The 20,888-nt window shown below is 32.9% G+C and carries 22 protein-coding genes and 1 pseudogene; 19 read left to right on the top strand and 4 right to left on the bottom strand.

The annotated features are described in order from the left end of the window. Positions 1-311: 311 nt before the first annotated feature. From AC1RNS_RS05395 to AC1RNS_RS05430, 8 genes are all read left to right on the top strand, one after another. Entirely contained in the window at positions 312-2,957 is a 2,646-nt protein-coding gene (locus tag AC1RNS_RS05395) for a LamG-like jellyroll fold domain-containing protein (RefSeq protein ID WP_492991315.1), read from the top strand. A 1,217-nt stretch (positions 2,958-4,174) separates the two neighbouring features. Further along, positions 4,175-4,624 carry a hypothetical protein gene (locus AC1RNS_RS05400; protein WP_492991316.1) on the top strand — a complete coding sequence of 150 codons (450 nt, stop codon included), beginning with the start codon at positions 4,175-4,177 and terminating at the stop codon, positions 4,622-4,624. A 159-nt stretch (positions 4,625-4,783) separates the two neighbouring features. Next, the gene (locus AC1RNS_RS05405) at positions 4,784-5,458 is read left to right on the top strand and encodes a serine/threonine protein kinase (RefSeq protein ID WP_492991317.1); all 675 of its coding nucleotides are present in this window, start codon (positions 4,784-4,786) and stop codon (positions 5,456-5,458) included. A 104-nt stretch (positions 5,459-5,562) separates the two neighbouring features. Continuing rightward, entirely contained in the window at positions 5,563-5,835 is a 273-nt protein-coding gene (locus AC1RNS_RS05410; protein WP_492991318.1) for a DUF3986 family protein, read from the top strand. Positions 5,836-5,914: 79 nt separating this feature from the next. After that, complete coding sequence (locus tag AC1RNS_RS05415; RefSeq protein WP_492991319.1) at positions 5,915-6,328, top strand: hypothetical protein; 414 nt, start codon at positions 5,915-5,917, stop codon at positions 6,326-6,328. Between the two features lie 829 nt (positions 6,329-7,157). Further along, positions 7,158-7,649, top strand: coding sequence for a hypothetical protein (locus AC1RNS_RS05420; protein WP_492991320.1), 492 nt, complete (start codon positions 7,158-7,160; stop codon positions 7,647-7,649). A 472-nt stretch (positions 7,650-8,121) separates the two neighbouring features. Continuing rightward, the gene (locus tag AC1RNS_RS05425; RefSeq protein ID WP_492991321.1) at positions 8,122-8,388 is read left to right on the top strand and encodes a hypothetical protein; all 267 of its coding nucleotides are present in this window, start codon (positions 8,122-8,124) and stop codon (positions 8,386-8,388) included. A gap of 208 nt (positions 8,389-8,596) precedes the next feature. After that, positions 8,597-8,983, top strand: coding sequence for a DUF5071 domain-containing protein (locus AC1RNS_RS05430; RefSeq protein WP_492991322.1), 387 nt, complete (start codon positions 8,597-8,599; stop codon positions 8,981-8,983). 114 nt (positions 8,984-9,097) lie between these two features. On the opposite strand, the pseudogene AC1RNS_RS05435 reads toward AC1RNS_RS05430, so the two are convergent. Further along, positions 9,098-9,226: pseudogene (locus AC1RNS_RS05435) on the bottom strand (IS4 family transposase); the annotation flags it as partial. A gap of 440 nt (positions 9,227-9,666) precedes the next feature. On the opposite strand from AC1RNS_RS05435, the gene AC1RNS_RS05440 reads away from it, so the two are divergent. The 3 genes from AC1RNS_RS05440 to AC1RNS_RS05450 all read left to right on the top strand — a co-directional run bounded on the left by AC1RNS_RS05440 (position 9,667) and on the right by AC1RNS_RS05450 (position 11,619). Beyond that, positions 9,667-9,849 carry a hypothetical protein gene (locus AC1RNS_RS05440; RefSeq protein ID WP_492991323.1) on the top strand — a complete coding sequence of 61 codons (183 nt, stop codon included), beginning with the start codon at positions 9,667-9,669 and terminating at the stop codon, positions 9,847-9,849. A 125-nt stretch (positions 9,850-9,974) separates the two neighbouring features. Next, positions 9,975-10,850, top strand: coding sequence for an alpha/beta fold hydrolase (locus tag AC1RNS_RS05445; RefSeq protein ID WP_492991324.1), 876 nt, complete (start codon positions 9,975-9,977; stop codon positions 10,848-10,850). 160 nt (positions 10,851-11,010) lie between these two features. Further along, positions 11,011-11,619 (top strand): DUF4304 domain-containing protein, encoded by a 609-nt coding sequence (locus tag AC1RNS_RS05450; protein ID WP_492991325.1) that lies wholly within the window; start codon positions 11,011-11,013, stop codon positions 11,617-11,619. A gap of 361 nt (positions 11,620-11,980) precedes the next feature. On the opposite strand, the gene AC1RNS_RS05455 is transcribed toward AC1RNS_RS05450, so the two are convergent. After that, positions 11,981-12,805, bottom strand: a complete 825-nt coding sequence (locus AC1RNS_RS05455; RefSeq protein WP_492991326.1) for a hypothetical protein — start codon at positions 12,803-12,805, stop codon at positions 11,981-11,983. Between the two features lie 176 nt (positions 12,806-12,981). Here AC1RNS_RS05455 and AC1RNS_RS05460 point away from each other — a divergent pair, with 176 nt between their 5' ends. Next, entirely contained in the window at positions 12,982-13,524 is a 543-nt protein-coding gene (locus AC1RNS_RS05460) for a GNAT family N-acetyltransferase (RefSeq protein WP_492991327.1), read from the top strand. Between the two features lie 267 nt (positions 13,525-13,791). On the opposite strand, the gene AC1RNS_RS05465 is transcribed toward AC1RNS_RS05460, so the two are convergent. Continuing rightward, complete coding sequence (locus AC1RNS_RS05465) at positions 13,792-14,412, bottom strand: LysE family translocator (RefSeq protein WP_492991328.1); 621 nt, start codon at positions 14,410-14,412, stop codon at positions 13,792-13,794. Positions 14,413-14,684: 272 nt separating this feature from the next. Between AC1RNS_RS05465 and AC1RNS_RS05470 the strand changes: the two genes are divergently transcribed. From AC1RNS_RS05470 to AC1RNS_RS05500, 7 genes are all read left to right on the top strand, one after another. Then, positions 14,685-14,798: a tautomerase family protein gene (locus AC1RNS_RS05470; protein ID WP_492991329.1), complete on the top strand. Its 114-nt coding sequence runs from the start codon at positions 14,685-14,687 to the stop codon at positions 14,796-14,798. A 421-nt stretch (positions 14,799-15,219) separates the two neighbouring features. Then, on the top strand, positions 15,220-15,645 hold the full coding sequence (gene fabZ / locus AC1RNS_RS05475; RefSeq protein ID WP_492991330.1) for a 3-hydroxyacyl-ACP dehydratase FabZ: 426 nt from the start codon (positions 15,220-15,222) through the stop codon (positions 15,643-15,645). A gap of 175 nt (positions 15,646-15,820) precedes the next feature. Beyond that, complete coding sequence (gene vanR / locus AC1RNS_RS05480) at positions 15,821-16,516, top strand: VanR-ABDEGLN family response regulator transcription factor (protein ID WP_492991442.1); 696 nt, start codon at positions 15,821-15,823, stop codon at positions 16,514-16,516. Positions 16,517-16,541: 25 nt separating this feature from the next. Further along, complete coding sequence (gene vanS, locus AC1RNS_RS05485) at positions 16,542-17,633, top strand: vancomycin resistance histidine kinase VanS (protein ID WP_492991331.1); 1,092 nt, start codon at positions 16,542-16,544, stop codon at positions 17,631-17,633. 239 nt (positions 17,634-17,872) lie between these two features. Next, positions 17,873-18,796: a D-alanyl-D-alanine carboxypeptidase family protein gene (locus AC1RNS_RS05490; RefSeq protein WP_492991332.1), complete on the top strand. Its 924-nt coding sequence runs from the start codon at positions 17,873-17,875 to the stop codon at positions 18,794-18,796. A gap of 213 nt (positions 18,797-19,009) precedes the next feature. Then, on the top strand, positions 19,010-19,486 hold the full coding sequence (locus AC1RNS_RS05495) for a hydroxymyristoyl-ACP dehydratase (protein ID WP_492991333.1): 477 nt from the start codon (positions 19,010-19,012) through the stop codon (positions 19,484-19,486). A gap of 193 nt (positions 19,487-19,679) precedes the next feature. Beyond that, complete coding sequence (locus AC1RNS_RS05500; protein WP_492991334.1) at positions 19,680-20,402, top strand: polysaccharide deacetylase family protein; 723 nt, start codon at positions 19,680-19,682, stop codon at positions 20,400-20,402. Positions 20,403-20,418: 16 nt separating this feature from the next. Here the strand turns inward: AC1RNS_RS05500 and AC1RNS_RS05505 are convergent, their stop codons facing one another. Next, positions 20,419-20,685, bottom strand: coding sequence for a translation initiation factor 2 (locus tag AC1RNS_RS05505; RefSeq protein WP_492991335.1), 267 nt, complete (start codon positions 20,683-20,685; stop codon positions 20,419-20,421). Positions 20,686-20,888 lie beyond the last annotated feature (203 nt).

Raw genomic sequence — 20,888 nt, forward strand, 5'->3', positions numbered from 1 at the left:
TTGCTCTAATCTCTAATCTAAATATTATCATTTATTTCAAAAATGCAAAATACAGCAAATGAGAAAATGTTTATAAAGTAATTATTCCATGTTTTCTATGTGAATAAAGTTAATGTTATGTAAAGAAAATCCTAATTAGATTGTAAAACAGCAAAAAGCGGATTATTCTTGCATTATAAAGCAAAAAACAACAAAGTAGGTGAGGAATTAAGGTGTATTCAAAATGATAAGTAAGATATATTGTTCAGCAAAGCAATGATGGAAATAATTTATGAACTACACAAACTCTTTTAAAAGGAAGGAAGTTTTTCGTGAATAAGTCAAAAGCAGTATTATCCTCTACTTTAGCATTATTAATGTTAGGTCAAAGCTCAGTATTAGCAGAATCTCAAATGGCTGAGAGGGAACCACTTACTCAGCTACTTGTTGAAACAAGCAAATTAGAAGGGCTATTCTTTGACAGTGCAAAGAAAAACTCAGTGCAGCTAAATAAAGAATTGGAAAATGTTCCATCAACTTATGAGATGAATGTGAAATTTGAGCCAAATCTAAATCAACGTCAAATATTATTTGGGAATTTTAAATCAGGAAACAAAACAGCATATAATATTGAAATAACAGCCGATAATCAACTTAGATATTATGAAATAAATCAGTTAGGTACTATTGATAAAAAAACAGTAGAAGCAAATATTACAACAGGGGAATGGACACATCTTGCTGTAATAAGAGACGTTGCGAATAAAAAAATAGTCTTTATTCAAGATGGAAAAGAAATAGCTTCGTTTGATAACGTAGATTTAGTGGAAGATCTTGCTTTTGAAAATTACCATAGTATCGGTAAAGATACTAGGGATCAGTATCACCCGAATGCTGAAATAAAAGAAGTTCGTTTATGGGACGATGTTCGTACGTTGGAAGAGGTTAAAGATAACGTTGATGAAGTCATTAAAGGTAAAGAAGAAGGGTTAATGCATACTTGGATGTTAGATGATTCCGTATTTGATAGTCTTAATGTAATCTATGATAAAGCTGGAAAAATTGATGGAGTGGCATTTGGGTTCCAAAAAGAATCTGTGATAGAAATACCAGATGAAAGTGCTTATAAAGGATCAGGTATTGATTTTTCAAAGGGTGAATTGGAAATTGCAGCAGATGAACCTATTACAGAAGCTCCTCGTACAGTAGAAGCATGGGTGAAAATTCCAACGGATACACCAAAAGAAAAACGTGTAGGGAATATCATCGGGAATTATTACCATGAATATTATAAAGACAAATCCAGATTCAATTTTGAAATTACTAGCAACGGTAATCCAAGAATTTATTGGCAAGCTCATACCGCTCATACACTTGATTATTCAACAAATGTGAATGTCAATTTAGGTGATTGGGTACATGTTGCTATGGTATTGGATGACAAACAGAATATTGGAGCGACATATATAAACGGAGAAAAAATTAACGAACAAGCCATTAATACACCTATCCCAAGTATCCCTCCTAGAGAAGAACTAAAAATTGGTTCGGATTATAGAGGTTACACAGCTGATGGAAAGCCTGAGTATAATTTTAATGGTGAAATAGCTGATGTTCGTCTATGGTCTACTGTTAGAACTTCAGAAGAAATCAAAGCTAATTATAATAAAGGTTTAGAAGGAAATGAAGAAGGATTAATAGGGAATTGGAAGTTGGATGATGCAAAAGATGGTTTGTATCCGGATCATTCAAATAAGAAGAACCATGCATATGAATATGATAATGAGGCTAGCAATTGGATTGATCCCGAATTTGCAAAAGGGGACTACTCAATTGCTGTAATTCCTGATACTCAGTATTTTGTTCAACATTTCCCAAATGAATTTAAGGAATATATGACTTGGTTTAAAGACAATAAAGATGATTTAAACATAGAGTTTGTGATGCAAGTAGGAGATTTAGTTAATAATCCAGGAAGTATAAAAGAATGGCAGACAGTTCAAGAAGGTATGTCTTTATTAGATGGTGTTGTACCGTATGTTTTTGTACCTGGAAATCATGATTATAACGATCAAATTAAACGTACTACAACTTATTATAATCAATACTTCTCCTATGAAAAGTATTCAAAAAGTTCTACATTTGGTGGAGCTTTTGAGGTAGGAAAAATGGAAAATACATATTCTTACTTTGATATTCATGGAGTTGAATACATGGTGATTAACCTGGAGTATGGACCACGAGATGAAGTTTTGGAGTGGGCTAACCAATTAGCAAAAAATAATACAGATAAAAAAATTATCGTAAACACTCACTCATACCTATACCACAATGGCGAACATCAATCGCTTGACCATATGGATAACCCAGGAAGATATATATCTAATGCCAATAATGGAGATCAAGTATGGGACAAGTTTGTAAGGAAGCATAAAAATATTATTCTAGTAACGGCTGGACATATTGGTAGCGAGGATTTAGTTGTTAAAGAAGATATTGGTGATCATGGTAATTTCATTAAACAAATATTAGTTGATGCACAGTTTATGAAGCCTTATGATTTAGGGATGATGATGCTCATGACCTTTAAAGAGGGAAGCAACGATGTAGAAGTAAACTGGTATTCAGTTAAGAAGAACAAGCTGTTTCGTGCCGACAACCAATTTACTATGAATCTAAATGTTAATGATGTTGAGAATCCAAAAAAATTTATTGGTGATGTAAATGATGACAATATTATAGATATTAAAGATGCTTTTTTCTTGAAAAATCATATCAATAAACCAGGTAAGGGACCAGAAAAAGCAGATATTAATCAAGATGGAACTATCGATGCCAAAGATATGGAAATTATAGTTGAAAATTACTTAAGTACGAATGAAAATGTAGAAAGTACACCTGTTCCGAAAAAGGAGAATGGAGGTAAAGAGCTTGAAGATATTCTTGAAGAGTTAGGTTTAAGTGATTTATTAAATTAAATTTTATAATTTTTAGAAGTCTAACATAAATTCATCTGTTAGACTTCTAATGTAAGAAAAGCACAGTTATTAAGTTATTTTTCAAAGGTGTTACATTTTGAATCCCAAAAATACGAGAACAATTCGACATATGCATAGTGTTAAGTATTCTTAGATAAAAATGTAAATGATGGAGAGGGGAAAATTCTTAATTTAATTGAGTTGGAATAACCTTTTGATGATTTAGATTTTTCGACACTTGTAAGTTCGTATAACCTAGAATTTATTTTCGAGACAAATTGGAGGGTGTGATTATATGGTTAGTACCTCTGTATTGAAGAAATTTATTGTTCCGATGGTGTATGTAGCCGAATGGGTTTTGTTCTTTTATGTTTTTCTCTGTATAGTTGCTTTCAATATAGTTAATTTCGCGAATTTATTGCTGTTGATATGGCTTGGGAGGAACCGATTACCTTTACAGCATCTTTCGTTACTTCTTTGATAGTAGTGTTGGGCATAGGATTGATTTGTTTCTGTTACATCAAGTTTTTAACAGGCAATAGAGCTTACAAACGATTCAAAGAAGTCGTGTGGGGCATTTTATTCGGCTTGAATACAGTAAGTTGTGTGATTTGTGGGAGCATCATTTATGGCTTTAATTTCATTCATGCTGATGGAATTTTACTGCTGATAACTGCTTTCGTTAGTGCATTCTTGACGATTCAAATTATTATGAAACATGATTATGAAGTAAAGTGAAAACATATTAATTTTTTTTATTTTAGGTTGTTATTTGAATGACCAATCTCCCTTTATTTAGTGAAAGACAAAAAACAACTGAGCTTTTGGCTCGGTATGAAACAAGAGGGATTCACAATAATTACAGTTTATTCCTGCGATTCACTGCACGACTGAAGCAAGATCAATCATAACTAGTTGATTCCAAAACAACAGATCGTTTCATGCCTGTTTGACGCTCTAAATCTAGTAAATAGAAGTGTAATTAATTAAACAGTTCACCCTCTACTTGTTAATGCATAATTAGTCTAGTTGGGACAAAAGGATCCCATATAACAAGCTAGATTGAGATTATTGGTATATACACTACATGAGGAGGAAATAATCCATGAATCTATTAGTTGGTCTGGATATCGCCAAAAGTGAATCTCAGGCTGACCTTATAATTACAAATATAAGCATTGTCAGTTAAAGAAAGAGTGTTAATGGAGGTTGATTTTATGGATTTTAATTATAAATGTTTTATTGATATTCGTTTCAGTGGTGGAGATATTCAGTTTGACGTTTCGAGTGACACACAGTTATTTAGTTATAAATCAGGTATAGGTTTTGTAGCAATTCCACATTTTTTCTCAACTCTTTCCTCTTTATATAAGGGAGAAATCAGTGAGACGAAATTGGATTGTCACGGAAACTTTGATTACTATATATTTTCAAGTGATGGTACAAACCTTTTTATTGCACATATAAGTCATTATCCAGATGGTATATTTAAATATCAATTTAAGCTGAAAGAGTATATCGAAGCTATTTATGCAGAATTCCAGAAATATTTACAACAGCTTGAAAAGGAGGGAATATTACCTTTAAAAACTCAAGAATATGCTCATCCATTAGGTGATGATGTATTAAGTGCTTTTTATGATTTTTCATTACTTTTAAACCGTTAATTTTTTAAAACTATATACGGTGTTCAACTAATGAGATCTTTAGCCCAATAAGAATTAAACAACTTTTAAGAGCCTTGCTGCCCATTAGCGATATAGAGTCCCTATTAAAGTAAATTGGATAGTGTAGTTTTCTTCAATACTAATGAAGGGAGAGATTATATGGAAAACGACTGGGACAAAGCTATAGGTTCTCTTTCTAAAATTAAGGTTTTTTCAAATCCAAATAACGAGCCAGTAACCATAAGTGGTGAAGCTGATGATTTGAGGTGTATAGGTGTCGGGACAGATGCAGCTGTTTTTCAGTCTCTTACCGCCCCAGCTTATGCATTTAAAATATATGCCAAGGACAAAGTACACAAAGCAAAAGTTGAAGCAAATGTTTATCAAATATTAGATGATTCACCTTTCTTTTCAACATGTTTTGCTTCATCCAACGAATACCTCGTTTTAAGTTACGAAGAAGGAAAAACGCTCTTTGACTGCATTCTACAAGGTATTCACATTCCAAAACAGGTTGTAAATGAAGTCGAGGATGCAAGAGAATATGTTCGGAATAAGGGCCTTAACCCCCGTGATATTCATTTGAAAAATATTTTACTACAAAATGGAAGAGTAAAAATAATTGATGTCTCTGAATACACACTACAAGGTAATGATTTTCGATGGGAGCATTTAAAAAAAGGATATGAGCAATATTATCATTTAATAGATGGAAATTCTGTGCCGTTTTGGTTAGTAGAAGCCATTCGAAAATGGTATAACCTGCGGGGAAAGAATACTTCATATGAAGAGTTTACAAAAAATATTTTAAAAATTCTGTATAAAAAAAATTGAACTAACCGTGGTTTTACTTCAAGTATGGAGTAGAGCCTTTTTTACTTAAACTCCCATATGTAGATTAGCAACATGTTATATTTTAAATAAAAGGGGTATAAATGATGAACTTTGAGGAAGATAAACATTTACATGTAGGGTTTTACGATAATGGTTTTGATTTAGAAGGTATATTTTTAAAGGTGAAAAAAATGGATAAATGGTGTTTATTTTTCAATACTAAATTTTATAATATGACAATGAAAAATAAATATGACTTGTTTGATACTCACTTTGGCTATATGGTCAGGGAATATAAATTAAAAGAAAATGATTTAACTCATGAGAAATCTAGTAGGTATTTAAAAGAGTTTTTATTAGAAGAGGGTTTAATCTAGTAATTTGAGTGAAGGCGAATGACCTTTTTTCAAATATGTTATTCTATCAACATCAAAAGAAGAGTTATTTTACGCAGTATTGCGAAAAGAGGAAGAAGTAAAAAGTGCAATTATTTCAGAAATTATGTGTGAGTCTCTACCGCCAAAAGAACTTTTAATTCGTTTCTTTGAATTATCTTTTAAAACTATAGAACTAAACCCATTTTTCCAAAATCTTTATCAAAGAGGTGAATATGATCGAATTATGAAAAGACTTCCAAAGGAACTTCTAGATAAACATGCAAAGGAAGATTTAAATAGTTCTTTAGAGTTTATAAAATTTTTACAGAAAAAAGGTGTTACAGAAGATGATCCTGAAGTACTTATTGGCCTTTTTCGGACAACCATACTTATTCCATTACATCGTCAAGAGATTGGAGAACCGACTTTTTCGAAGATGATGAAAAAGATGATCGAATGTTTATCAGAAGGTCTAATAAAACATAAAGAGTAATTTTCATTTATTATAAAGTTGCTACTTTGGGGCTTCCGTTTTCACTTCTATAAAAATTATGATACAGGGATATAAGCTTTCATATCGAAAGTTTAGTACTTTATACTTTATAGATAGCTGATAATAAATCAAAAAGTCTCAGAAATCTCCGTTTTTGAGACTTTTTTATGATCCCCATTTGATATTGAAATAATGATATGTTATAAGTTTCAAAACTTGTCTTAAAATCAAATCTCATTTCAAATATGTAAAAGTTTGTTTTTTGGAAGATGATGGAGTTCAATTTGATGACCCCGATCCTATAGAGGAGCTAATATTCCATCCTTAAGGCAAGCACAAAAAAAACTTTATTGAATTTGGAGCTTGTGAAGAAAGGTGTATTGAGTTTGTAAGATAACCTAATGAAAAAGACAAAAAAGACTCTAATTGGAAAAGGTTATTATAGAGGAGAGTTATTCAGCTAAAGGCTCATTTTCTGGAAGATTATCATTCAATATAATTTCATTATCTATTAATTAAGAACGCCTTATTATATTAGTTCGGATATGTAATTGAGGAGGGAAATGATGAAGAGATTTCATTTGAACGTCCGACAGACAAATATGATGAAAGATTTTTCAATTGATTAGCAATTTAGTTGGCTGAAAACATGAGAGTGTTTGAGCACCAAAAGATGAGTTGTTGAAGAAACTTTATATACGAGTTTTAGAACAGAGGTTGATATACAGGATTGATCTTGTTCTGCAATCGGGCCAATTAATAAAGTAATTCATTGTGAACATAGGAGTAATATGAAATAGTTCCTGACAAATTGATTGGAGGAGTAAAAATGCAAGGCTTTAAACGCTACTGCTCGTTTGTAATTCTTATCTTGTTGTTAACAGGGTGTGCGGGTGTGGAAAAAGATAACACGTCCTCAAATATGAAAATAACTATTGAGCCATATAACATGAGTGAAAAAGAAAGTCTGCTTATTAGCAAATCGGGGGTAGGGCATATTGAATTTTTTAAACTAAATGGAACTTTAGCTGAAGATGATGATTTGCAAATCTCAGTGGAAGTATTTGAAAAAGGGAAGTTTAAAGAAGAATTGCTAAAGACCTGGGATGACCCCGAAAAAAATTATAAAGATATCCTCATTTCATTTGGAATAAGTGATTTTAACGATGAAGTTCGTCCCTTAAAATTGATATCTGGTATACCTTCTGGGCTTGCTACAACGAATTATTCAAATAACATGACGTCTTCTTCTTTCAGTAATTTAGTAGGTGAAAAGGTTACTTTAAAGAAAAACAAACCTGTTTATTTAGCGGTATGCTAGGCACTACAAAAAATGAGCTGCGTTCTGTAGGAAGCGAGAATGGCGAATTACCTGCTGGCATTGAAGAAGTTGAGCTCGCATTTTTATACAGAGTATTATGGACTGATAAAGAGAAGAATTAACATTAGCAGTGTAATCGGAATAAGGAGATACCAGTCTTGGCATTATATATTGGGTTATTCAATTAACGGGCGCGTTTATGAAGGAACGCGTCTTTTTCTTTTAATGGACCAGAGTGTTATAAAGGTTAGCATAAAAACCCCTTCTTTATGAATAATAACTATTCGAAGGGTGATGAATCATGAATTATTTAAGAGTTATTATTTACATGTGTTTTTTAAGAATATTGATACACGCTCAAATATCATTTGCTGAAACAGATCAGGAAGTACCCTTTTTAATTAACAATGGTAAATGTCCGAACTCGTAAAATTTGGGACATGTCAGTTCAGATAAAAGTCTTATAAATGCATTGAATACAATTATTCCTGAGGTTTATAAAGAAGATAATTATAAAGGTTGGAAAATAGAAACTATAGCACATCTTTCAAAAGCACCACATCCGGAGGCTTATTATGCAATAGCGAAATATTATTGTGGGGAGGAAATAGCTAACAATTCTTGGTTTGTGGAGGTACTGTTTCCACAGTATTTACTGGCATATGATGCATCACACAGACAAATTTTTGTGACCAAAATCAAACAAGGGCAATGGTTTGCTTGGTTTAGATTTCATTAACCTTTCCACAAACGGGCGCTTTTCCTTAATAGGGAAAGCGTCTTTATTCATGGAAAGGGCCAGATTGTTGAATATTGTAAATAAATATTTATATTTAATTGAATTGGTACTGTGAAGGATTAAACTTAAATAACGGGCCAGATTAGTTTAATAAAGACTGATAGAATAAATAGATTGCCATGTATAAAAATCTAAGGGAGAGACGCAAATGGAAAACTTTGAAGATCTTTTGCCAAGACATAAACATGATCATGATAGAATAGAAATGATTAAAAAAATGGATAGAGATAAAATATTGCCTTTACTGCCTAACCTTCTCAAATGGATTCAAGATATGAATTGGCCAGTGGCACCAAGGGTATTAGAATTACTTTTAACTTTTCCAGAAGAAATTGCCCCACATGTGCAAGATGTTTTATCTTCAGATGATGATAACTGGAAGTGGTTTATTCTACATTTTTTGATTATCAAATTACCAGTAGAGTCAAGAGTTCAGTTTAGAGAGTATTTAACAAGAGTGGCTGAAACACCTACAGATAATGAACTCGCAGAAGAACTTGATGAAATTGCAAAAGAGATTTTGGAAACAATCTAAAAAAATATCCCTATTCTACTCCCATGAAAGAACTTAATCATCTTTCATTTTCTGTGGTGAAGTGCTTATTTTGGGGCTTCATGGATGGCTAACGGGTGCTTTAGTTTAACAAGTAAAAAAACACATGTATAGCTTCTTTGTATAGTAGATTAATTGGTGGCTTTCCACGTATTCCTGTATTTTTTCTGTTGAAATCGGTGAAAACCATTGTTCAAATGATGTTTTTCGTGTAATCTTATCCATGAGATTGGTCCTTTTTATTGGATTTGGATAGGTTACTACCACCAAACCATTATAAAGGACTTTTTTGTGCTTACATGTAATTACAGAAAATTATGATTAATTTGAATGAGGCATTATTTTAATGCGATGCTAGTGTAAATAAATATTTATATTTAATTGTATTGGTACTGTGAAAGATTACACTTAAACGAACGGAGCAGTTTATTTGAACAAAAAGCCTAAAAATGGAGGAATTAGATGTATATTGTGCCTATCGGTTTTTTTATAATTTTCCTTATTTCAACGACCACGGGACTACTTTTAATGTTTAAACTGAGAAAGAAAAATAAATATACCGATGTTAATGGAACTATTGCTTTAGGGACTGGAATCTTTTCTTTAATAGCCTGCATATTCTTCTTGTTTTTTAGCGAAATCTGATTTCCTGGGGGTTCTCTTAAATGGGAAAGGATGATATTTATGAAGTTTATCGTGCTGCACCAAATGCTAAGATTGTTGTAAGCCATATGGAAACTATAAATCATTGGACATTATCTAGAGAAGAATTACGTAGCTTTTTAAATGAAAAGGAAATCACTAATCATGTGTTTGTTCCCGAAGATGGTGAGCATTATACGTTCTAAAGAAATTAGATGCTAATCCCTTTCAATCATGTATTCTATTTATGAATAAATAATCGTATTCATAAATTTCTATATATAATACTGATGCTAAATCCTGTAAGATTGAAACGGGGAGAGGTGTCTAAATGAAACATACAATTTATACAAGTGATAAAGGTAGATTGATTATTTTAAAGCATTATGAGCAATATTTAAAGTCTTTTGATTTTGCAATAGAACGTATCATGGTGGAAACAACCTTTGGAAAAACCCATGTATTAATGGCAGGACCAGAAAACGGTAAGCCCTTGTTTATTTTTCAAGGTGGTAATTGCATAAATCCTATGACTTTATCTTGGTTTAAGCCATTCGTAAAAAAATATAGAATATATGCGCCTGATACAATTGGACACCCTGGTTATAGTACACAAACTAGAATTTCTGCAAAAGATCAAAGCTTTGCCCAATGGATAGCCCAATTAATGGATTATTTCCAAATTCAGAAATGTGCTGTTTTAGGTCCTTCCTATGGAGCTGGTATCATTTTAAGGTTAGCGACCTATATGCCTGATAGGATTGACTGTGCTGTTCTTGTTTCACCAGCAGGAATTAAGCTAGGCTCCAAAATCGAAATGCTGCAAAAGATTTTTATGCCATTACTGCAATTTAAAAAAACGGCGTCCATCAAGTATCTTAAACAAATAACGGATTGTATGTCTGCAGGTAATATGAAAGAGAGTGATCAGCAAATTATTGGAGATATTTTTCGGTGTGTCAAATTAGAGCAAGGGATGCCTAAATTAACAACTAGAAACGAATTAGAGCATTTCACTGCACCTACCTTAATCATTGCTGGTCAACAGGACATCTTTTTTCCAGAAAATAAGGTGAAAAAAAGTGCCGAACAAATCATTCAGAATTTAACAGCTTTCCATTCATTTAATATGGGGCACTTTCCATCTGAGAATCAATTACAAACAATTAACCATACCATACAGAATTTTTTTGATAAATATTATTAACTATTATTAAGGGATACTTTTTAGAGTATCCTTTTTCGGCTGTTCCATAATTGTATTTAGGATTGATAGAACTCTTACCATAAAAACCGGAAGTAGAGGAATGATCTTGAATGTTAAGAACAATTACGTATTTGGAGCAATTTTTAAGGGGGAGATCATATTGCAACAGCTCTTTAATGAGATGATAAAGCAGGACATAAGACCGTTTCTTTCCAAACATGGCTTTTCAAAGAAGAGTTTGAATTTCTATAAAATAACAGACAGCCTCATATATATGTTCAATTTTCAAAAATCATCTGGTAATTCAGCGAATAATGTAATGTTTTATGTGAACTGTGGGATTTATGCTGCTGAGTTAGCCCAGATACAATCGAGAGAGATTTTGACAGCACCCAAAGAGGCAGAATGTCACTTCAGAGCAAGAATGGGGGAAATTACTAAGTCTGTTCCTGCACGATTTTCAATCACTTCTACTACAAATATGGATGATGTAAGAGAAACGCTGCAAAATGGTTTAGAAGAGGTTATTCAGTTCTATAATACGATGACTAGCGCCAAATCCATTGTAAAGTATTATATTTCAGGTCCATTTTTACATCTTAGCGAAGAGAGTTTACATTTATTGTTACAAGCCAATGATGTAGTGTCAGCTAAACATTTTTTAAAGGCTTTACAGGAAAAGTACGGAACAGAAAAAAGATGGTCCATTTTCGAAAACAAATACAGTGCAATCTTTAATAAATATGGAGTGAAACTTGATAATCTATAAGTAACGTAACAGAAAGGCTTGTAGTTTGAGATCAAACTGTGAATTGCTTGCTGTTTTGAATAATTTATTATCTTCAAACTGAGAAAGATTAAGTCTGATTAAAGTCGTAATACCTTAAAGTTAAAATAGTAACATTCAAGTACTGCAAGTTTGTTTTTTTTTAATATGTATATTCTCCGCAGAAGTTCCTGCTAAATCAGCACAAGCCGTAAGTCACAACAAACCACGCGCAGCGATTATTGCTTCTTACGGCTTTGCCTGTATTACAATGCAAAAGATAAGATATAAAAGGACTTATTGAATAATATCTTTAGATGTATTTCCATATCAATCAAACTAAAGCAGTATCTCTATCACGAAGTTAAACTAAGCATGTAAGAGTGGATAAACGATTGTCTGCTTTTGTATCAATGCCATTTAGCCAATCATCCATTAGAGCTAGATGTTTAGCTAACACAGCATCAGAGTATAAACTCCACAATTCTTTTGTAAATCTTAATTGTGTTTCTTGTATTTCAAATTCAACCTGCTTTACATTGTGCTTACCGTTGTGCTCCTCCATTGTGACAGAGCTAGAGTAAATATAAATATCTATATTTTCCTCACAGTTAATCGTACTTTGAGTAAATAGTTTTTCCGTTTGTTTTTCAGAGCTAGAAGAGGAGGCGGATTTTGCTAATGCTTTTAAGCTTTCTACAATTTTTCCTTTGTCAGCTGCCGAAATGCCATTATATAAATTGGCAATTTGGTCAATTGCTTCATTCCAATCGGAAGTCGTACGTTTGAAGGATTTTACACTGCTATTTAATAAATGGATAAGTGGGTTTTGTAATATTTTTGAAACATATTTTTCATAGGCAGGTACATTATTTTTATCGTTTGGTAATGCCGGATTGAAATTAGAAACGATTCTAGCAATGTCAAGGATAGTTGTTAATCCAGTTGTTGGAGCTACTTTAGCAGCTTCTTTTACAGCAGTACTATAGCGTCCAAAGCTTTGAAGTGCCTGCTGAACCTGATTGTCAGCAATTCTAGCCTCCGACAACTGATTCCCTACAAAGATTCCTTGACTGACAACTGTTTGATCTGATGTTGCGAGTTTAATAGCAACAGGCTCTAAATTTTGATGTAGAGAAATATCATTTAGTGCTAACCAACTTTCCATTTTTAAGTCAAGATTTGTCATAGAAAAAAACCACCTCTAGTTAAATTTGTATTGGTTTGTAAACCAATAGTAGATATATACTTCAAATTTATAGCAATTAACACCATTAATTTCAAAAATTCTGTGAACAAGTAAATGAAGATAGTTTTTTAGCTATTTCTACATGCTGTAAAATAAAAAAAGAAGGGAGATTAATTATGTTGCATATTAAAAGAATATATAAAGAAGATTATCCCAATGGTAAGAAAATTATTTATCAATATCATTCAGATAAATTCTACGATGTTTCCTATCAAGTGCAAGACAGTGGTTGGATAATGGATTTTACATTAAAGCATTTTGACAGCCCATTTCATAAATATTTGGAAGGAGAAATTTTTGCAGATTATATAGAGGAAATTGAATGTTATATTGCAGAAATATACGGTGAAGAAGTGGGAATTGTAAGCTGTAGTCATGAGAAGTGGAATAATGTTCTAAGAATCAATGATATTCATGTAAATCCACAATATCAACATAAAGGAATTGGTAGTCAACTCATTGCATTAGTAAAAACAAGAGCTGAAGAACTAGGTGCCAGGGCAATCGTGTTGGAAACGCAAACCTCCAATTATCCTGCTATCCAATTTTATAGAAGCCACGGATTTCAGCTTATTGGCTGTGATTTATTAAGCTACTCCAATACAGATATGGAAAATAAAGAAGTCAGAATTGAAATGGGTCTGGTACTTGAGGCTTGAAAAAAAGTTAAAAATAAAGACAAATGATGTTGAATATGAAACATCATTTGTCTTTATGAAGGAACGTTTCCTGGTGGAGAAAGGGATTATAATAAATGGAAGAAATAAAAAAGACCTTTAGCAATCACGAACAATCAGCAGCGATAAATGATAATTCCTATTGAGTGAGCAGTTCGGATATTTTGTTTACACATATTTTTAATAAATAGCAGACTCTATAAAAACGAGGAAGAACACCATAAAAGTGTCCTCCACCATAGGGATTATTTATCTACTTTGAGTTTGAAGAGCTAACTTAACACCTAAACCAATATATACGAAACCGACTGCCTTCTCTATCCAACGTGAACTGTTATTGGTTGTTTTTGTAAATATTTTATCACCAATGAAACTTGTCACTATAGCTAATAAAATAGTATACAAGGCGCTCATTACAACAAATGTAATCCCTAAAATTAGAAGTTGCACCGTAACGGATTGTCCATTGTGCTGCACAAATTGAGGTAAAAAGGCTAAGAAAAAGAGTGCTGTTTTAGGGTTTAATATTTCTGCTAAAAAACCTTGGCGGAACGAAGTACTTGCTGGACTTTGTTCAACTGTTGGTTGTTCTATTTTTTGAGGTTTTGTTAGGAGCATTTGAATACCTAAATAAACAAGATAAGCTACACCAATATATTTCACTACTTCAAAAGCTGTGGCAGATTTCATTAAAATAGCTGAAAGACCTAAAACAGCGGCTAAGGTATGGACTAAATCACCCAATCCAATACCTAATGCTGTGAAAACACCGTTCTTTTTACCACTTTTCAATGTTTGTGTAATGGTTATTATCACAGCTGGGCCAGGAATTAAAAATAACAGAAGTACTATTGCGATAAACGATAACATGTTTGACCATCCTATTCTAATAAAGTGAATCGTTTATGAGGGTTTTCTTAATTCCTCAATGATTATGTGTAATTAACTAAATATTCAACCATAAGATTGGGTTAATGAGTGCAAAAATTATTATATTCTATCTAATCTATTATTGTCGATAATGAAATACTAAAAAAATAGTTATAGAATAGTTCGAAAAATATGAAATCATGACTTGGCGAAAAAAATAGCATTCTTATTGTTGTGTACAAAACACTTAAAATAAATAAGGGAGGCTTGTTATGCCTATTATTACAATTAAACTTGCAAAAGGAAGAACAAGAGAACAAAAACAACAATTTGTTGAAATGGTGACGCAAGAGGCAGTGAAAACGATCAATTATGCCTCGGCATAATTGCGTCCGGAATCGGCTTTGTGCTTACACAAAGAACTCCTTTTCGATTCCGTGACATCCGCCGGAGGCTTTAACTTCTTTCAGCGGGTGTTAGGACACGCTCTGAAAAGTAGCTTAAATTCGCATTCATCCCATTACCTATAAAGGTGGTAGACTACTGTTGAAAGAAGTTAAATGTTAAAGAAGAATGGGTAACAGTTATATTTGAGGAATATGAACGTGACAATTGGGCAACCAGTGGACAGCTGCATTCCATTAAATTAGGAGATGGTTTTGGTCAATAATCGGGTACATAAATTAAGTTTATCTAAAATCACATTTTTTTCGGAATGTGATTTTTTTATTTTTAAAATTTAAAAATAGTACCAACTAATAATAATTAGTGATAGAATTAGGTGATAATTCAGTTGGAGGTGTTACTATGCTGGATATTCAGCAAATACAAGCAGCTATTAGACATCGTTATCCCTTTCTTTTAGTGGATCGTGTATTGGAATTAGAAGAGGGTAAGAAAGCCGTAGCAATTAAAAATGTTACCATAAATGAAGAATTTTTTAATGGGCATTTTCCTAATTATCCAGTAATGCCAGGAGTGCTAATTATAGAAGCATTAGCACAAGTGAGTGCCATTATCATGCTTACAAAGGAAGGAAATGAAGGGAGACTTGGATTACTTGCCGGTATTGATCAATGTCGGTTCAAAAAACAAGTAAAACCGGGTGACCAGCTACGTCTTGAAGTAGAAATTACACGCTTAAAAGGAGCTATTGGAAAAGGACGTGGAATAGCTACTGTTGATGGAGAGTTAGTGTGTGAAACAGAGCTTATTTTTGCCTTTGGTAGCTAATGAAAAAACGAAATGCATTTGAAACCGCTTCGTCTATTTAGAGAAGTGGTTTTTTGTTGCGTAAATTCTTTAGAATTTCTTAAATCTCTAGCTTTACATGGCAGGTTGATTAACGGAATGGTATTATGATTGTTACATTTGAAGCAATGTTCGCAACTCTAAGGGGGAGATGAAAATAACTATTAATATTCTCGTCGTAGATGACGAAAGGGAAATTGCAGATTTAATAGAGCTTTATTTAAAAAATGAAGGCTTTAATGTCTTTACATTTTATAATGCCGAGGAGGTACTAACTTGTATTCAGACGATAAAATTAGATCTCGCCATTCTTGATGTGATGATGCCTGACATAGATGGCTTTGAAATCTGCAGAAGAATTAGAGAACATTATCATTTTCCAGTGATTATGCTAACAGCCAAGGATGAGGAAATTGATAAAATAACAGGACTAACGCTAGGTGCTGATGATTATATTACGAAGCCATTTCGACCATTGGAGCTAATTGCACGAGTGAAAGCTCAAATTCGAAGATTTACAAGGTACAATCAGCAGGAAACCTCGCACAATGATATGATTATTGATTTTTCTGGGCTTATTTTAGATCAAAACACACGGAAATGTATGCTGCATGAAAAACAATTGTCTCTTACACCTACAGAATTTTCAATCCTTTGGTTTTTATGTATCAATAGGGGACGTGTCGTTTCTTCTGAGGAACTATTTCAAAAAGTCTGGGGAGAAAAATATTATAGCAGTAATAATACCGTAATGGTCCATATCAGACATTTACGAGAAAAAATGAATGACCCTGCAGAAAACCCAAAATTTATAAAGACGGTTTGGGGAGTGGGGTATACCATTGAAAAATGATTTTGGAAAACTAAAAAGGAAAATAATGCTTCAAATACTTCTTATCCTAATTCTAGCATTAATCAGCGGCTATTGGATTAGCTCACTAGTAATTGATGGTGTTTTACAGGCTCCATTCGCCGATGCGTTTATTCATTTTTGTGAAAATGTGCTTCAGCTAGATTATTATGCTGCTCAGAAAGCCTATTCGATTTTATTTCAGCAAAATAAACAGCTTTGGTTAGCAATTGGATTAATACTTTTATTATTAGTAATCTTTTACTTTGCACTTTCACGCTTTACAAAGTATTTTCATCATATTGCCTTAGGTGTCAACAGCCTTTCAGAGGAATCTGATAAAGACATTGAACTGCCAACTGAGCTTGAATTTATGGAAAAGAAATTAAATGCTGTGAAAAATACATTAGAAAAACGAGCAAAGGATGCACAAGAGGCTGAGCAACGAAAAAACGACCTCGTGGTATATTTGGCACACGATATTAAAACGCCTCTGACATCCATTATGGGATACCTAAGCCTGCTGGATGAGGCAAAGGATATGCCTTTAGCGCAAAAAGAAAAATATGTAAAGGTTACATTAGATAAATCCTACAGATTAGAACAATTGATTAATGAGTTTTTTGAAATTACGAGATTTAATTTACAATCCATTATATTAGATAAAGAAGTCATTAATTTACATTATATGTTGATGCAATTGGCAGATGAATTTTATCCGCTATTGGCACCTAAAGGGCAGCAAGTAATTGTGAATGTTGAGGAGGATATAAAGATTTTTGCTGATGCTAATAAATTAGCTAGGGTGTTTAATAATATTTTAAAAAATGCGATAGCCTATAGCGATGAAAACAGCATTATTAATATTCATGCTGAAAAACAAAATGATCAGATTCATATTTCATTTTCAAACAAGGGAAAGGCCATTCCCCCTCAAAAATTAACCATGATTTTCGAAAAGTTTTATCGTTTAGACTCGTCAAGGTCTACACAAACGGGTGGAGCGGGGCTAGGACTTGCTATTGCCAATGAGATTATACAAGCGCATGGAGGAACGATATCTGCAATTAGTACCGATGAAAAAACTGTGTTTACTGTTAGCCTACCATCAATTTCTTAAGAAACCTTAAGAATTCTATAATAGATTATTAAAAAAGAACTCCTTCTTTTATGTTTCAATAAAACTATAATCAGTGAGGCATTTCCTCAACCTTACTCGATTGAGGAACTACACAAAGCCTTTCCTTCTTGTGAAAGTACTTGTGTGAGTAATATCCTGATAATTTCCCAGCTCAATATTGACATCTTGCATTGGGGCTCTAATTGGGAAACAGGCATAGAAAGAAGGAGTTGTATTTGTTGAAAAGAAAGGGATTCTTTAGCGTATTTCTTGTAGTAATACTATTGTTTATTTATTTCATGGTTATCAAAGATAATCCACTTCAGCCAAACCTTGATCCATTTAAATCACCTCAGCTAGAGATGCTACAGAAAAGTGATCATATGTTTAATTTAGATTTACATAGCTCCAATGCCATATTAGTGAGCTTACAGGATCATACTATTTTATTGGACAAAAATAGTGAGGAAACCATTTATCCAGCTTCTTTAACGAAGTTGATGACGGTCCTAGTAGCACTTGAAAATATACCAAATTTAAAGGAAAAGATTCTTCTTAAGAACCGTATTTTTACAAACTTATATGAAGAAAATGCTTCTATGGCAGGTTTTCTCCCTAATGAGGAAGTAACTGCAAAGGATTTGCTTTATGGTGCGATGCTGCCCTCAGGAGCAGAAGCATCTATTGGCTTAGCTGAATCTATTGCTGGATCAGAGAATGAGTTTGTCCAGCTAATGAATGAAAAGGCCCAACAGCTTGGAATGACGAATAGTCATTTTATGAATGCTACTGGACTGCATCACCCAGACCACTATACAACGGTGAAAGATATTTCAATTCTTTTACAGTCTGCTCTCGCAAATCCAACATTTAGGGAAATTTATACAGCTGAAAGATATTCGATAAAACCAACGAATCTTCATCCAGAGGGTTTTACATTAACAAGCAGGTTATTTAATTATTTAAATACCAATGAAGTAATGAAAGGTGAGATTATTGGGGGGAAAACAGGCTATACAGAGCAGGCTGGCCTTTGCCTTGCAAGTTTAGCATCCATCAATGGTGAAGAATATTTGCTCGTAACGGTTGGTGCAGAAGGTGATCCACGTTCAGAGCAGTTCAATATTACAGATGCATTAGCTGTATACCAGAAACTATATTAAACATGATGAAACCAGGCGCCTATGAGTAGTCCTGGTTTTCAATTGTATTTATACAAAATATAAGGTGTATTTTGTCGAAAATAGCATACAATGCTCAATCCCTCATATAATTTAAGTGTCTGAAACATTTCAGAGAACTTTAATCTGACTATAAACAAGTTTTCTATTTATAATCATTATATCAGGTAGAACACGATGAGAGGATGAGGGGGTTTGAAGCATCCCAGTACAAATATATTAGAAAATAAAGAGGAATTATTTATACCTGAGAAAGCTTTGAATAAAGATTTTTGTGATCAATTAGTGACTAAGATTCATAAAAATATACTGAATGAGAATATTTCGAATGATGTCTATATGTCATATTTTGTGATTTTTGACCAAAAATATGAGCTAAAAGAAATCCGATATTTATTAGATTTGTTAAAAGTTCAGGCAGATGAAATTATTCGCTCTAAGCCGATCTATATTACATTAAGTGGTGTTCTGTTATCATTGTTCGCCATTATTGCCTGCGCTATTAATATGAGACTGATGCCTGGTATATCTTTATTTCAAATAGTCGCCCTAACAATTTTAAGCTTTAATGTAGCTGTTTTATTTATTTCATATAAAATTGAAAAAGAATATAAAAAAATTTATGCGGTCATAAAATTAATTGAATATTACTTAAGCTTTTATAAAAAATAATTTCACAACCGATGCCAATTATCTTTAAACTTCCTCCAATTTATAGGTTACAGGAACATAGCTCCTCACTTACTTCATAAATAATACGCAAAGCTGTATGATTTATACGAAAGAAAATGATAAAAATAAAGCATTTATTTTAAAAATCCTCAAATAATAAGATAAGAAAAATTTTATTTGAGGAAGTGAAAATTTGAAAAAATTTTTCCAGATGGTATTACCGATTTGTTTTTTTATGATTTCCTTTGATGTCCATGCTAGTGCTTACGAAAATAAAGGAAGAAAGTTTTATGAAGAAGCAGGTCAAATTGTATGGGAAATTAAAACGGATGAAAAAATTGTGGCCCTTACTTTTGATGATGGACCACACAAGAAGTACACCACTCAGATTTTAGATGTATTAGCAAAATATAATGCCAAAGCCACTTTTTTTATAGTTGGACAAAATGCAGAGAAAAATCCAGAGGTTATTTCAAGAATGTATAAGGAAGGCCATGAGCTTGCCAATCATACTTTTTCCCATCCATTAAGAACGAATGTTCCAAACCTGCTAAAGGAGATTAAGCAAACAGATGAAACTATAAAAAAAATTACAGGATATGCTCCCACTTTATTTAGACCTGTAGAAGGGCAATATTCTGATGCCATGATTGAAGCAATTTCTAAAGAAGGCTATAAAGTTGTAATGTGGTCTTGGCATTTAGATACATTAGACTGGAAAAGTCCAGGTACGAACCGAATTGTCAATACTGTTTTAAAAGGGGTAAAGGAAGGAAATATTGTCCTGTTTCATGATGGAGGCGGTAACCGTAAGCAAACCGTGGAGGCAATGGACAGTATTTTGGCAGAGCTGGAAAAACAGGGCTATGAATTTGTCACGGTTTCCGAATTACTTGATATGCAGCCGATAAAGTAAAGAATAGTGGAGTCTTTCATTTTAAAGATCTTTTAATTTGCTTTAACTCAGAAATTAAATAATCAATTTGCTTTTGCATATTTTCAGCTTGCTTTGCCTGATCATTATTGTTTTGGGAATTATCATTGTTGCTTTTTTGCAACGCCTGTAATGCAAGCCCAGCGGCAATTGTTTGAATACCATCACCTAAAGTCGATATGGATGTTCCAATATAGGCTAGCTTTGCTGCATAAATTTCCAAAGAGTCTGTCGGCTGATTCGAATTATTTTCATTTCTTTGCATTGTTATGCCTCCTTTAAGCAAATTGTTAGATCGTTACTACTTTCATCATATGCGTGTCACATGAAAAAAGGGAATCGAATCAAAGTAAATTCGGATATCACCTCCAACGGTTCCATATTGGAGGTGTTTTTTTGTGTGGAATTTCACTACTTTAAGTGTTTAATAAAGGTATAATTACCATTAATAAGATAAGGAGGGATTAG

This window comes from Lysinibacillus sp. GW821-FHT14F06, from assembly GCF_058803665.1.